Here is a 13,334-nt window from a genome sequence, read left to right on the forward strand (position 1 = left end):
CGAAGCGTCGCTTTACTCTAGCTTATCAGATCAAATGTGTAAACTATCTGCAAGTTCTCAGTTGCTGGGAACGGTTAGAGCTGCTTTAGTGTGAAGGCAATCGGTAAGTCACGAACATATGGCCAAGAAGAGCAAGCACAAGAAGAAGCACCAGCAGACCCAGAAGGTTGTCCAAAAAGCTCCTCCTGTTGTAATGAATACTATCCAGTCCGCCGCGCTCCCGCAGCAGTCAGCGCCGGCACAGAAGCCAAGTGGGCTTGAGGTGGGGGAATTGTATATTCGTCAGGATATTTTGCGCATCGTTATCCTCCTCGCAGTGGTAGTGGTCATTCTCATCGGGCTTTACGTGGCTAACTCACAAAGTGACACACTCCTTAAAGCAGGGAACTCGCTAGCTCAGTATTTGCGGCTCTCATAAGCACTTTACAGGTTAAATCCTGTATATGCTCATTGACAAAAGGTAACGCTTGGCGTATACTTGGCTCATCGGAAAAAACAAAAAAATATAAAAAAGTTTCCGAGAAGAAAGGTTGGCCACCATGGCTGATGTTATTACCCCCGCTGCTGAAGAGTCTGCTGCTGTGCATCCTCTTAAGAAGTCTTACACCTTCGTTTCCTCGAAGCATGTAGACGTTGAGAACTTGAGTTACTTTGAGGCCGCAAGCATGTCGCTTGCCTTGGTTCTTGCTGTGACTATCGGTGTTCTCCAGACTACCCCTGTTCTCTACTAACCGTTCCTGGTTTCTGAAAGCCCCTCTTAATTGAAAAAAGCCCCGTTCTCTTGGGGCTTTTTTCTTTGGTTTCTTTTTGTCACCATGACGGTAGTCCCTCTGCTGAGACAGCATCCAGGTTGCTTAATCTCACTGAGAATGATGCGCCACCTCGTTAGGATTCCATGTGTTGCCTGGACATGGCCATGCCGGAGGGGTGCAGCTCGAGAAAATCACAAAAGGCCCCACGGGGCCTTTTACTATACGTTGAACCGGAAGTGCATTACGTCGCCATCTTGGACAACGTATTCCTTGCCCTCAGAGCGCAGCTTCCCAGCTTCGCGGGCACCGGCCTCCCCTTTGCCTGCTACGTAATCCGGGAAGGCAATGACTTCTGCCCTAATGAAGCCCTTTTCAAAGTCAGTATGGATCTCAGCAGCAGCTTGCGGCGCACGAGCTCCTACGGGGGTAGTCCAGGCGCGGACTTCTTTTGGACCAGCGGTGAAGTAGGTTTGCAGGCCAAGGAGGGAATAGGCGGAACGGATAAGGCGGTTTAGCCCAGATTCCTTTAACCCGTATTCGCCCAGGAATACTTCCTGGTCTTCTGCGGGAAGGGCTGAGAGTTCGGCTTCCAACTTGGCGCTAATAGGGATGATCCAATCGGCGGAGGGGACCAGGCTTGCCAAGTCATATTCCTTATAGAGGGTGGCTGCATCAATGGTGGCCTGGTCTTCTGCGACGTTCGCCACAATTAAGACAGGCTTTGCCGTAAGAAGCTGGAGCTCCCGGAGGACAATCTTTGCCTCGTCGGTATCTGCTTTTACGGAAGAGGCAGGCTTTTCATCGCCAAGGGCATTCTCAAGCAATTCGGCAAATTGGAGACAGGCCTGGGCGGCCTTATCGCCACCGCGGGCGGCCTTGTTATAGCGGTCTTTCCCTTTCTGTACAGACTCCAGGTCAGCCAGGATGAGTTCTAAGAGGACTGTTTCCAAGTCGCTCTTTGGGTCAATTTTCCCATTCACATGGATGATGTCCGGATGGTCAAAAAAGCGGGCAACCAACACGATGGCTGCAGTTTCCCTAATGTTGGCCAGGAACTTATTCCCCAAGCCTTCACCTTGGGAGGCTCCCTTGATGATCCCGGCAATATCCCAGAATTCCACTACGGCAGGCACAATCTTTTCCGGGTTAACAATTCCTGCCAAGGCGGCTAGGCGTTCATCGGGTACCTCAACAATACCAACGTTAGGGTCGATGGTGCAGAAAGGGTAGTTGCTTGCTTCAGCGTGAGTATTTTTCACCAAAGCATTGAACAGCGTGGATTTCCCTACATTTGGGAGTCCTACAATACCGAGAGAGAGTCGTGACATATCTGAGTTACCCTATCATATCCATGCTATACTGGCCATAACCTGAGATGATCCGGTAGACTATTCAGGCATGGCCAAGGGAAAGAAGAAATCAGCGGGATCCACCGCATCTAGCAAGAGCGCAAACCGTGCCGTTATCAAACAGGCGCGTGTTCTTATTGGCGTAGTTCTTTTCCTGTTCCTTTTTGCCGCCATTTTCGACAGGGCAGGGGCACTCGGTTCCTGGATCCACGGCTTGCTCTTCTCTTTTGTGGGTACGGCTACCCCGCTCCTTTCCGTACTGCTTCTTTGGTACGGGGCGTTCAAGTTGCTTCATAAGAAGCTCAATTGGAACATACGGTTTGTCACTATTGCGGGCCTCATCCTCTTTGCGATGAGTTTCACGGGCATCCTTGCTGCGGTCGGTTCCACCGTAGGATCTACGGGTGGTTGGCTGGGTTCCACTATCGCTGAGATGGTCCTTGGGCTTTTTGGTGGCATTATTGGCCGCCTCATCCTCTTTGTCCTTGCCTTCATCGCCCTTACCCTTATTTTGGACAAAGCCGTATTGGCTTTCCTCACTAAGGATGCGGACGAAGAAGAAGTAGAGGAAGAGAGTAATTACGCTGACGCCGAGGTCCCTGTAAAGGGTGAGGTAAAGACGGGCGGCCTGTTTGGTTTGAAGAAACAGGCGCCTGCCAAGGCGGTTGAGGTGAAGAAGGTACCTGTCATGCAACTCCAGCGCAGCAGTGACTGGAACTACCCTCCATTGACCCTGTTAGAGAACATTGAGATGAAGCCGGTGGCGGGGAACATCCAGAAGCGGATGGAGCTCATCGACAAGACCCTTGGCGACTTTGGTATCGACGTAACCATGACCGATGTCCGTGTTGGGCCTACCGTAAGTCAGTACCAGTTGAAGCCTGCAGAGGGTGTGAAGCTTAATGCTATTACCGCCCGACAAGACGACTTGGCACTTGCGCTTGCTGCGCAGTCACTCCGTGTAGAGGCGCCAATCCCAGGTATGGGTCTGGTTGGTATCGAGATTCCAAACGAGAAGAAAGCCATGGTAGGGCTTAGGGAGATTATTAAGTCACCAGGCTTTGCTGCCCTCAACTCCAAACTGGCAATTGCCCTTGGCCGTACCGCTTCTGGTGAGGCAGCCGTTGCTGACTTGGCGCGTATGCCGCACTGTCTGATCGCTGGTTCTACAGGTTCTGGTAAATCTGTGGCAATCAATACCATCATCCTTTCCCTCCTTATTAACAACTCACCAGATGAGTTGCGGATGGTGCTTGTAGACCCTAAGCGGGTAGAGCTTGCTGGCTACAATGGCCTCCCTCACTTGCTTACTCCGGTCATTACGGAGCCTAAGGATACGGTCACGGCGCTTAAGCGCATGGTCGATGAAATGGAGCGCCGCTATAAGCTTTTGGCCAGCCACGGGAAGCGCAACATTGAGCAGTATAATGCCGAGCCAGACCTGGCAGAAGGCAAATTGCCGTTCATCGTCATTGTTATTGATGAGTTGGCAGACCTCATGATGGTCTCTGCCCGCGACGTGGAATCCAAGATTGTGCGCTTGGCCCAGATGGCCCGCGCCGTAGGTATCCACCTCATTGTGGCCACGCAGCGCCCATCTGTAGACGTTATTACTGGTTTGATTAAGGCTAACATCCCTACGCGTATTGCCTTTGCAGTAACGAGCCAAGTGGATTCCCGCACTATTATCGATAGTCCTGGTGCTGAGAAGCTCCTAGGTTACGGTGACATGCTCTATCTCTCCACTGAGGTATTGAAGCCACGGCGTATCCAAGGCGCTTTCTGTTCCGAGAAGGAAATCCAAAACGTCATCAGCCATATCCGTATTCAGGAGCCTGGTGACCGCTACGATCCAACCTTCCTTGAAGAGCCCGTGGAGTCACGTTTCGGTGGTTCTGGCGGAGGCCTCGACCCTGAGGAGGAGGCCCTTGTCCGTGAGGCGTACGACCTCTTCATTAAGCACAACAAAGCTTCCACAAGCATGCTGCAAACGTACCTCCGTTTGGGGTACAACAAGGCCAAGCGGATAGTGGCTGCTATGGAGGAAAGGGGTATGATTGGACCTGAACGAGGTGGAAAACAGCGTGAAGTCTACCACGTGGATTCCGGTTCAGAAGCCGATACCTCGACCCCTGTCGTTGAGGTTCGCGAACAAGGCATTGCTGCCTATCCCGAGAACGAGTAAACTGGGCTTACACATTAATCCCAGACATGGCCGCAGCCGGATTTCGAACGCGCAGAGTTAAGGTAGAAGGTGTTTCGATTGGTGACCGCCTCAAGCGGTCACGCACTCGGAAGAAGCTTTCTATTGGTGACGTAGAAGAGGCCACGCGTATCCGTGCCAAGTTCCTTTTGGCACTTGAAAGCGATTCCTGGGAACAAATCCCATCCGAAGTTTACGGGCGGGGATACCTGGAAACATATGCCACTTTCCTCAAGCTCAACATTGAGGAAGTTATGCGTGACTATGACAAAATGAGGTCAGTATATGCCCGCCACTGCCAAGAAGGCCGCATAGAGCTGACCCCAAAGAACACGGCGTTCATTCCCCGGTTTATGGTGACCCCAAAGATCCTCATGTTGGTTGCCCTATCCATTGGGATGTTAGGTTTTGCGAGTATCATTGGCTACCAGTTGCGCCGCTACGCTGCTGCCCCTTACTTGGAGCTTATCTCTCCTGCGGAAGCCAAGGGTGAAGCTGGTCCTGGCCTTGTGGTGAACACTGAGAGTCTTACCGTCACGGGCCGTACAGTTGCAGGTGCCGTGGTGCGTGTAAACGGTCAGGTGGCAGTAGTTGGTGAGGATGGGGGGTGGAGTTACCAGCTGAGTGTCACAGAGGGTGTAAACCCTATTGTGGTTGAGGCTACGGGCCCTAGCGGGAAGACAACCAAGGAAGTGACCTCCGTCATTGTGAAGTAGAGATTGTTGGTATTTACTCCGTTCGGTGAGAACTCGCTTCGCTCAGACAGCTCACCTCACTGCGAAATACCAACAATCTCTAGGGATGATATAATAGTGATTGCAGAGGGGCGAAAGCCCTTTTTTTGACGCTATTTTGTACTTGCCCTGCCAGCCCTCGGCGCGTAAACTGCGAGCACAGTACAGCTGACCGTATCTAACACGTTAAGTATTTCCAATGTCAGAACAAGAGACAGCGGGCCGCAAGGCGGCACTGGACATCGCCATTGCCTCTATTGAGAAGCAGTTCGGGCGCGGTGCCATTATGACCATGGGTGGGGAAGGTGCTCTTGGTATTGTAGAGGTTGTGCCTACCGGCATCCTTGCGGTAGACATTGCGCTTGGCGGGGGAATCCCTCGCGGCCGCATTGTAGAAATCTATGGGCCAGAGTCCTCCGGTAAGACTACCCTTGCCACTCACATGATTGGCCAGGTACAGAAACGCGGTGGCCTTGCTGCCTTTGTAGACGCAGAGCATGCATTTGACCCAGAGTACGCCAAGCTTCTTGGTGTGCAGCTGGAGAGTCTCTTGGTTTCCCAGCCAGACACAGGTGAGCAGGCGCTAGAGATTACCGAAACGCTAGTACGCTCCAACGCAGTAGACATCATTGTGGTGGACTCCGTTGCAGCCCTGGTTCCTCGTGCAGAAATTGAAGGGGAAATGGGAGACGCCATGGTTGGTGTCCAGGCCAGGCTCATGTCCCAGGCCCTTCGTAAGCTGACGGGTGCCATCTCCAAGTCCAAGACCACTGTTATCTTCATCAACCAGATCCGCATGAAGATTGGGGTCATGTTTGGCAGCCCTGAAACCACCGCCGGTGGGCAGGCACTTAAGTTCTACAGCTCTGTCCGTATCGATATCCGCAAGAAAGAAGTACTCAAAGAAGGCGATGTCGCCATTGGTATCACTTCTGGTATCAAGGTGGTTAAGAACAAGGTTGCCCCTCCGTTCCGCACCGGTACCTTTGACCTTATTTACGGCTCAGGCATTTCCCGTGAAGGCGATTTGCTTGATACGGGCGTAGTCTACGATGTCGTTCGCAAATCAGGTGCCTGGTACTACTGGGGTGAAGAGAAATTGGGGCAAGGCAAAGAAGGCGCCCGCGAGTACCTTAAGGCCAACCCAGACCTCTTCAAGAAGATTGATGCTGAGGTGAGGGCCAAGGCTGGACTGACCAAGGGTGGCAAGCAGGAGAAGGTTGAAGCCGCCCCTGAAGAAGAGAAGCCTGAAACACCAGCTAAACCTTCTAAGAAGTAAGGAATGGCTGCATCCTCGCCGCGCGGGTATGCTCTTCGCCTCCTAAAGCAGCGGCTGCGAAGCGTCTGGGAAATAGACCAGGCGCTTTTGCGTCGTCAGGTGCCGGAAGAAGAGCGCCAGGAGATAATAACTTCCCTTACAGAAGCAGGTCTCTTAGATGACGTCCGTTTGGCGCGTGCTTGGGTAAACGACCGCGACCGCTTTCAGCCTCGGGGCGCAATTGTGTTGAGGCAAGAGCTTATGAAAAAGGGGATTGCCAAAGAGATAATTGACCAGACATTACGCCACCGCCTGGAGCGGGAAGAAGAGCCAATTGATGAGTATGGGCAGGCCCTTCAGGTTGCGGAACCAAAAATGCGCCTCTATGCCCGGCTTGATCCAGAGACCCGAAGGCGACGCTTGGGAGGCTTCCTTTTACGGCGCGGCTTTTCCTTAGGTACTGTGCGACGTATACTGGATGCATGACATCCTGTCAGTGGCTGTATCAGATTGAGACAGGGCAGGAAGCAATATGGGGCACCGAAGCAGCGGCATTAGCGGCTGTGGCAAAAGCGGGAGTTCCTGTTCTTCCTGGTTTTGTAATTGCCCGCGAAGTAAGCTTCGCTTTCTTCATGGCGCCCAATGTCCGTGCACGTATTCTAAAGGCCACCAAGGGCCTTTCAGTACGTAAACCAGAGCTGTTTGCCGGCGCTGCCAAAGAAATCCGTGAGATTATCCTCACCACCCCGCTACCTCCTGAGGCACGGAAGGTTTTTGGTGCGTATATGGAGGAGCTGGAAGACCAGTTGGTATTGGAAAAAGGTAAGGGCCTTCCCCTGACCCTTATTGCACAAGGAGTGGGTAGACAGGTACACCACGGCACTCCCGCTTCCCTCAATGAGGCGGACAAGTTCGTGCGCCAGCTCTACGCCCTCAGCTTCACTGAGCAGGCGCTCTACGGCCGTTTCATGAACGAAGAGAGTATTGTCCCAGCCCCGTATCCCGTATTGGTCCAGTACGCGCCAGAAGGCCAGCTCTCTGGTCTTGCACAACAGTATGACTCCTTAACGCATGACGGCACGGTGATCACTATTACGGTTGCCCACCATGAGCATCCAGGGGACAAGCACCACGCCGCTGCCGATACGTACCGCATAGACGCCAAGTCACTCCACCCCCTCAGTAGGGAAGAGCTTTCTCATACCTGGGCAGCCAAGAAGAGGGGTGCACATGTTTCCCCAAAGCATGTCCACGCCGACCAGCGGCTAAACGAGCGCCAGCTCCGCTTGTTGGCCCGTTTTGTCCGCCGTTCCCAAGAAGCGTTTGACCAGTTGCAGGTATTCCACTGGCAACTTTTCCTAGATGGCGTAGTGGTCTCGGGCGTAGAGCCAATGGCGCTGGAAGGTGCTAATCCGGGTGTGGTTCGGACGGGTGAGCGTTTGCCACTCCTCATTGGGCACTCTGTAAACGTGGGGACAGCGCGTGGCCCTATCCGGGTGATTGCCAGTAGGGGCGATTGGAAGACTATCCAGGATGGTGACGTGGTGGTGGTTGAGCAGATTGCCGAGAAGGACATCCCACTTCTTGCTGGTGTCGCCGCCCTCATTACAGAGAGTGGTCACCACACCTCATGTGAGGCAGTGGCTGCAAAGCGCTTGGGCATCCCCGCAGTGAGTGCCACAGGAAACGCTCGTCACTTGGTTCGGACTGGACAGCTGGTTACGGTAGATGGCACCCATGGCGCGGTGTATGCCGGCCGCCTTCCTCAGAACGAGCTGGTACCTCACAATCTGGTCACCACCCTCCCTATTACCGGCACTAAGATTTACGCCGCCCTAGATGACGCCCTCCTGGCTACCCCGCAGCTCCTTCAAGACTCCGATGGCATAGGCATGCTGCGCGGGGAGTTCATCCTCCGTGTTCTTGGGGTGCACCCTCACGAAGTGCTTCACCAGGGCATGTCTTCTGAATATGTAGATTTGCTTGCGGAGGGCGTAGAGCGTGCGGCACGTGCCGCTGGTTCCAAGCCGGTCATTTACCAGCTCCATGACCTGGCGGAGCATTCTTTCCACGGTTGGAAGAGCTGGCGCAGGGAGCGCCACGAGCCTAACCAGTTGATTGGTTACCGGGGTACCCAACGCCTTCTTTCTGAGCCTGAGATCCTTGAGCTAGAGCTTAAGGCGCTTTCTCGTCTTCAGAAAAAAGGTTTTGATAACATCTCCATCATGCTGCCCATGGTGCGCTCTCTTGAAGAGGTGAAGCAGATGCAGAAGATCCTTGCCAAGCTGGCTCCTGCTGGTTTGAGTGACCGCCTTTGGGTCCGGGTTGAGACCCCGGCACTTACCATCAAGGCGGATGCACTCTCTAAGCTAGATCTGGAAGGAGTGCTCTTTGATGCGCCGGCACTGGCCACGCTTATCACAGGTATGGATGCCGATAACCACCAGGTAGGGCACAACAGGGATCAGGCTGACCCGGCAGTGCAAGATGCCCTCAGCTATGCCATTGCAACCTGTAGGAAAGCAGGGTTGTCTACCGCGGTTGTGGCGGAGCACGAACAGCTACGGCCTGAGTTGGTGGAGTGCATCATCAAAGCTGGGGTGACCGCACTCTGTGTGCGTCCACAGGAATGCACCTGGCTTCATGGTTTGGTGGCATCGGTGGAGCAGCGGATGCTCTTGGATCATTTACTAGAGGAATAAGGGTAAGGAATGCAGCCTGAACTTCAAAATTATATTGCGCAGTGCCGTTCGCTTGGCATGTCAGACCAGGCGATACGTGCGCAGCTTGTCCAGAGTGGTTGGACCGAGGAGCTTTTGGCTAGCGCTTGGCCTCTCCCAGCTACCCCGGCGGCGCCCGCACCTATTGCCCCGCCGATCCTGACCCCCGTCAAGGCGGTAGAGCAGCCCTTGTCTGCGGTTCCCGTAACATCCGCCGTGCCTGCCAGCATGCAGGCTGCGCCTATGGGCGCACAGCTCGCGGGGAACACTCAAATCCCACTTCAAACTGGCATGCATCGACCCAAGAGGGTAGGCCTTCTTATTGGAAGCGTAGTAGGGATCGCCGTCATTGTAAGCGGGACATTAGTGGCTCTGGGAGAGTCTGGGTATGCTCCTACAGTAAGCAAGGTGTACCGTTCTACTGGTTTGCCTATTGCCTGGGAGGGGACTACCAGCAAGCCATCGATCAACATTGGCCGTGCCCTTCTCGCCACGCTGGATGAGAAGAAAATCAAGGTTACAACGACGGCCGAGGGTACGGTCTCCGATATCAATAATGAGGCAGCTGCAAAAATTGGATTGAAGCCGCTCAAGCAAAATGAGGGTACTGTCCATGCTGCGGTTTCCGAGCCCGGTGTCACTAAGTTCAGTGGTTCATTTGCTGCCTCATTTGACGAAGACAAGGGCATCCGGATGGAGTATGGTTTCAAACTTCCTTCCGATGACCCGATCCGCGCAATGGCAGAAGGTTATATTAAGCCTAGTTTTGAGGACATTACCCTGGAGTCCATTCTCCCTATTTCTGGGAAGGCCGTCTTTGCCCGTACCAATATCCTTCCTACCCCCACCGAGGCTGATAAGGGCCGTTGGTTTGCTATGGATTTGCCAGGTGAGGATGATTTGAAGGAAATGCGCGAGGAGATCAAGAAGGATATCCTTGAGGAGGATGAGAAGGCGCGCAAGGATCTAGGAATTATGGTGGATACCACTACCAAGGATATGGGAGTTGTTCGTCATAAGGGGGAGGTGATGGCGATGTACCGGACTACTCTTACCTCTGAAGTACTTCGTACACTGAGCAACAATGCAGAGCTTCAAACCGAGACCCGGGAAGCCCTGAAATCCTATGCCGATGAGTGGAAGGGTGGAAACATGACCATCGACTGGTATATGGATGCGCGCAACCCTCGCCTCAAGGAGTTGGTCTACACGCTTGATGTTCACACCGATTACGCCAATACGCAGGCCAGAGGGGCGATGACGTATGAGTATGGGGCAGCGGCAGAGCTTACCATTCCTGACCGGGATTCGGCGTGGGACTTTGAAGCGTACATGCAGGCTGTGGCGGAGAACAGCTCGAACCTCTACGATACGGGTGCGTTTACCCAAGAAGCCATTGATATGGTAGTGAGCGGGGAGGGGCTTGGTTACAGCAGTGGTGCACAGTACCGTGCCCAGAATTCTATTCGCAAAAACGACGTTACCCAGCTTGCTAAGACGATCGAATTCTATCGGGTAGATCATGAGGATGCCCTGCCCGCTGATACCAAGGGTGAATACGTCCCACTAGATGTGGAAGACAGTGTATTGGCCCAAAATGCCGACTTTGCCGAGCTCATTACGCTCCCTATGTTTGACCCGCTTCCTGACGATTACTACTACAGTTATTGGTCGCAAGATGGTTCGTACCGGGTAGCTGCAGTTTTGGTGGATGAGGAGACGGGTGAGCAGACTGGGTTCTACCTGATTGAGGATGCCGTTGCAGTGGGTGAGGTTGACGAGCTCCCTTAGAGGTTGATTCGGTTCAGTTGATCTGGTAACGTAGACGGGCACGATATTTAAGGTGCCTGTATTCCCCGGTAGCTCAGTGGTAGTAGCGTCTCGCTGTTAACGAGAATGTCGTTGGTTCGAATCCAACCCGGGGAGCCAAAAAGAAGGTATGAGCGGCTGCTCATACCTTCTTTTTTAATTCCTCGTAGGTGTAAATCAAGAGTTCGACCCTGCTCATACCGTTTCCTGATCATTTTCGGCTATAATCCAACCAAATCCCTAAGGCATTCTCATGTCTGAGAACAAAACCAAGCCTACTGCCGCCTCAATCGAGTCCTTCCTGGAAACCGTAACCCCTGCCCGTCACGAAGAGGCGAAAACCCTCATTTCCATGATTAGGGACATTACCGGCCTTCCTCCCGTACTCTGGGGGCCAAGTATTATTGGGTTTGGCACGCAGCACTACAAATATGACACCGGCCGTGAAGGCGACATGCCACGTTTGGGTTTCAGCCCACGCAAGGCATCGCTCACTATCTATTTTGAAGGCTTTGACCGCTATGGCGACCAGCTTTCAAGGCTTGGTAAGTACAAAACAAGTGTATCTTGCCTCTATATAACTAAATTGACCGACGTAGACCTTGCGGTGCTACGCGAAATGCTAGAAATGTCATACAAGCAAGGCATGCAGCCTCCTAAGAAGATGGAAAGCGTGGAAGAATACGTTGCAAAAGTTCCTGCCGCCGCACGCGCGCAGTTTGACCAGTTGCGCACCATCGTAAAGACCCTTCTTCCCAAGGCTAACGAAGTAGTGAGCTACGGCATTATTGGGTACAAGGTGGATGACAAGCGGGCACGGGTATTTATTTCTGGTTGGAAAGACCATTTGGCCATCTATCCTGTACCTAAGGACCTAGAGCTCCAAGCCGACCTTAAGCCGTACATCAAAGGGAAGGGCACCCTGTGGTTCAAGCTTGAGGAGCCGCTGCCAGAAGCGCTTATCAAAAAGGTGGTGAAAGCTTTGCTTTAATTTGGGTTCAGGCTGAACAAAAAAGAACGGGCAACGGGCCCGTTCTTTTTACATTCACTTGGACTTAGACCTTTTAGCGAGAATCCCTTTTATCGAGGGGCTAATTTCTTTGTCTGTGCGGTGGATGCAGCCCATCCAGCAGCAGGGGCGGCGTTTCCCTTCCTGCAGCTCTGTCACGGTTCTCCTGATATGGTCCTGCCGGGTAGTTGGTTGCTTAAAGCTGATAACCCAGCAAATCCACTCGTTGCGAGCGAGGGGCGTAAGGCTTTCCCAGGCCTTCACTGCGGCAGGGACGGCAGTTAGGGCTTTACCTAGGTCTGCGGGCATCTCATGCACGGTGCCGGCAGGGAGTTTTTCTGTAGTCATATGTTGATCTTATATCAGATACGCTTTTTCTTTCAATAAAACCTGCTTCACTCCCATGCCGCTTAAGTCCCGGATTCGCTATAATCAGGCCACTACGTAACGGCTAAAACGTCATGAAAAACGAACACCCTATTACTGTGCGAGTCTCCATTCAGGCACCAATCGGGAAGGTCTGGGAGTATTGGAATGCACCTGAACATATTACCCAGTGGGCATTTGCTTCTGATGATTGGGAGTGTCCAGCGGCTGAAAACGACCTACGGGAAGGTGGGAAGGGCAAAACTACCATGGCCGCCAAGGACGGAAGTTTCAGTTTTGACCTGGTTGTTACCTATACAGCGGTAAGGGAGCCCGAGCTCATTGAATACGACATGGAAAATGGCCGCCACGTAAAAATTGAATTCCATCAAACAGATGGCGGGGTGGAAGTGGTTGAAACTTTTGACCCTGAGCAAGAAAACTCCGAAGAGAGACAACGCGAGGGTTGGCAGGCCATTCTTGATAACTTCAAGAAACACGTAGAAACGGCATAGTGTTCCTCAAGCCAGGCAGGTAACCCTGCCTGGCTTTTTTGTATGAATGAACCCGTGGTTGAATACAGGGTACTTATTGCTAGTATGGGGCGTGCATGGGGTGTACATGAATAATGCAAAAGAAAAAGGTTTTCCCAGCCTCAGTAAGCTACGGGAGTTCGTCAAAGCCCATGAGGCAAAAGAGCGATGTGTCCGGGAAATGGATCTTGCAATGGAACCTAAGGACGCAGAGGCATCGAAGGTTTCCCAGAGGTTCCTCAATGCGCTACGCGGAGCGGCGCTAGAAGGTTTCCCCTCCAAGGAAAAGCCGACTTTCGAGGTCAAGTTGGAAGAGGGTGGCTACAACGGCGGCCCCGTAATGACGGAAAGTGTGTTTGAGGATTTTGTCCGCAGGCAGCGTACAAAAAAACCATCCGGCGTTAGTATCACCTGGGAAGACTTCTTGGAGCTTTCACCTCGTGAGAGGGGAACCCTCTGGGCGCCCATCAAGGTCACACTTGAAATGCTCCAGGTGGCGGGGTACAAGGTGGTGGAAATCAGGGTTACTATGGAGGACGGCTTCACTGATCGAAGCTGGGTTTACCCGGCAACTGTCGTGATTGGCAAAGCCTAGCCTAAT

General features: G+C 53.0%; 13 protein-coding genes and 1 tRNA gene. 12 read left to right on the top strand and 2 right to left on the bottom strand.

All coding sequences use genetic code 11. The features are described from left to right. The first annotated feature begins 118 nt into the window (after positions 1–118). Together VLA04_03860 and VLA04_03865 are read left to right on the top strand one after the other, a co-directional pair. The gene (locus tag VLA04_03860; GenBank protein HSI20804.1) at positions 119–418 is read left to right on the top strand and encodes a hypothetical protein; all 300 of its coding nucleotides are present in this window, start codon (positions 119–121) and stop codon (positions 416–418) included. A gap of 121 nt (positions 419–539) precedes the next feature. Further along, entirely contained in the window at positions 540–731 is a 192-nt protein-coding gene (locus VLA04_03865) for a hypothetical protein (GenBank protein ID HSI20805.1), read from the top strand. A 239-nt stretch (positions 732–970) separates the two neighbouring features. Here the strand turns inward: VLA04_03865 and ychF are convergent, their stop codons facing one another. Further along, the gene (ychF, locus tag VLA04_03870; protein ID HSI20806.1) at positions 971–2,080 is read right to left on the bottom strand and encodes a redox-regulated ATPase YchF; all 1,110 of its coding nucleotides are present in this window, start codon (positions 2,078–2,080) and stop codon (positions 971–973) included. 70 nt (positions 2,081–2,150) lie between these two features. Here ychF and VLA04_03875 point away from each other — a divergent pair, with 70 nt between their 5' ends. The 8 genes from VLA04_03875 to VLA04_03910 all read left to right on the top strand — a co-directional run bounded on the left by VLA04_03875 (position 2,151) and on the right by VLA04_03910 (position 11,816). Continuing rightward, complete coding sequence (locus tag VLA04_03875) at positions 2,151–4,286, top strand: DNA translocase FtsK 4TM domain-containing protein (protein HSI20807.1); 2,136 nt, start codon at positions 2,151–2,153, stop codon at positions 4,284–4,286. Between the two features lie 26 nt (positions 4,287–4,312). Next, on the top strand, positions 4,313–5,020 hold the full coding sequence (locus VLA04_03880; protein ID HSI20808.1) for a helix-turn-helix domain-containing protein: 708 nt from the start codon (positions 4,313–4,315) through the stop codon (positions 5,018–5,020). A gap of 217 nt (positions 5,021–5,237) precedes the next feature. Continuing rightward, positions 5,238–6,317 carry a recombinase RecA gene (gene recA / locus VLA04_03885; GenBank protein ID HSI20809.1) on the top strand — a complete coding sequence of 360 codons (1,080 nt, stop codon included), beginning with the start codon at positions 5,238–5,240 and terminating at the stop codon, positions 6,315–6,317. 3 nt (positions 6,318–6,320) lie between these two features. After that, on the top strand, positions 6,321–6,782 hold the full coding sequence (locus VLA04_03890) for a regulatory protein RecX (protein ID HSI20810.1): 462 nt from the start codon (positions 6,321–6,323) through the stop codon (positions 6,780–6,782). Then, positions 6,779–8,998 (top strand): putative PEP-binding protein, encoded by a 2,220-nt coding sequence (locus VLA04_03895; GenBank protein ID HSI20811.1) that lies wholly within the window; start codon positions 6,779–6,781, stop codon positions 8,996–8,998. Before VLA04_03890 ends, VLA04_03895 begins: the two co-directional genes overlap by 4 nt. Before the next feature lie 9 nt (positions 8,999–9,007). Next, positions 9,008–10,807 (top strand): hypothetical protein, encoded by a 1,800-nt coding sequence (locus tag VLA04_03900; GenBank protein HSI20812.1) that lies wholly within the window; start codon positions 9,008–9,010, stop codon positions 10,805–10,807. A gap of 62 nt (positions 10,808–10,869) precedes the next feature. Then, positions 10,870–10,945, top strand: a tRNA-Asn gene (locus VLA04_03905). Between the two features lie 133 nt (positions 10,946–11,078). Then, positions 11,079–11,816 carry a DUF1801 domain-containing protein gene (locus VLA04_03910; protein HSI20813.1) on the top strand — a complete coding sequence of 246 codons (738 nt, stop codon included), beginning with the start codon at positions 11,079–11,081 and terminating at the stop codon, positions 11,814–11,816. A gap of 54 nt (positions 11,817–11,870) precedes the next feature. Here VLA04_03910 and VLA04_03915 read toward each other — a convergent pair whose 3' ends face one another. Continuing rightward, positions 11,871–12,182, bottom strand: a complete 312-nt coding sequence (locus tag VLA04_03915; protein HSI20814.1) for a YdeI/OmpD-associated family protein — start codon at positions 12,180–12,182, stop codon at positions 11,871–11,873. Positions 12,183–12,295: 113 nt separating this feature from the next. On the opposite strand from VLA04_03915, the gene VLA04_03920 reads away from it, so the two are divergent. Both VLA04_03920 and VLA04_03925 read left to right on the top strand, forming a co-directional pair. Then, complete coding sequence (locus tag VLA04_03920; GenBank protein HSI20815.1) at positions 12,296–12,715, top strand: SRPBCC domain-containing protein; 420 nt, start codon at positions 12,296–12,298, stop codon at positions 12,713–12,715. Positions 12,716–12,821: 106 nt separating this feature from the next. After that, positions 12,822–13,328: a hypothetical protein gene (locus tag VLA04_03925; protein ID HSI20816.1), complete on the top strand. Its 507-nt coding sequence runs from the start codon at positions 12,822–12,824 to the stop codon at positions 13,326–13,328. The last annotated feature ends 6 nt before the right edge of the window (positions 13,329–13,334 follow it).

The sequence above is a fragment of the Verrucomicrobiia bacterium genome, assembly GCA_035460805.1.
Classification (GTDB): Bacteria; Patescibacteriota; UBA1384; order CAILIB01; family CAILIB01; genus DATHWI01.

What these genes read in the sequence shown, in the direction of transcription:
- VLA04_03880 (HSI20808.1), top strand. Translation starts at nt 4,313, where the DNA reads ATGGCCGCAGCCGGATTTCGAACGCGCAGAGTTAAGGTAGAAGGTGTT.
- VLA04_03925 (HSI20816.1), top strand. Translation starts at nt 12,822, where the DNA reads ATGAATAATGCAAAAGAAAAAGGTTTTCCCAGCCTCAGTAAGCTACGG.
- VLA04_03915 (HSI20814.1), bottom strand. Translation starts at nt 12,182, where the DNA reads ATGACTACAGAAAAACTCCCTGCCGGCACCGTGCATGAGATGCCCGCA.
- VLA04_03875 (HSI20807.1), top strand. Translation starts at nt 2,151, where the DNA reads ATGGCCAAGGGAAAGAAGAAATCAGCGGGATCCACCGCATCTAGCAAG.
- recA (HSI20809.1), top strand. Translation starts at nt 5,238, where the DNA reads ATGTCAGAACAAGAGACAGCGGGCCGCAAGGCGGCACTGGACATCGCC.
- VLA04_03900 (HSI20812.1), top strand. Translation starts at nt 9,008, where the DNA reads ATGCAGCCTGAACTTCAAAATTATATTGCGCAGTGCCGTTCGCTTGGC.
- ychF (HSI20806.1), bottom strand. Translation starts at nt 2,080, where the DNA reads ATGTCACGACTCTCTCTCGGTATTGTAGGACTCCCAAATGTAGGGAAA.
- VLA04_03890 (HSI20810.1), top strand. Translation starts at nt 6,321, where the DNA reads ATGGCTGCATCCTCGCCGCGCGGGTATGCTCTTCGCCTCCTAAAGCAG.
- VLA04_03860 (HSI20804.1), top strand. Translation starts at nt 119, where the DNA reads ATGGCCAAGAAGAGCAAGCACAAGAAGAAGCACCAGCAGACCCAGAAG.
- VLA04_03895 (HSI20811.1), top strand. Translation starts at nt 6,779, where the DNA reads ATGACATCCTGTCAGTGGCTGTATCAGATTGAGACAGGGCAGGAAGCA.
- VLA04_03910 (HSI20813.1), top strand. Translation starts at nt 11,079, where the DNA reads ATGTCTGAGAACAAAACCAAGCCTACTGCCGCCTCAATCGAGTCCTTC.
- VLA04_03865 (HSI20805.1), top strand. Translation starts at nt 540, where the DNA reads ATGGCTGATGTTATTACCCCCGCTGCTGAAGAGTCTGCTGCTGTGCAT.
- VLA04_03920 (HSI20815.1), top strand. Translation starts at nt 12,296, where the DNA reads ATGAAAAACGAACACCCTATTACTGTGCGAGTCTCCATTCAGGCACCA.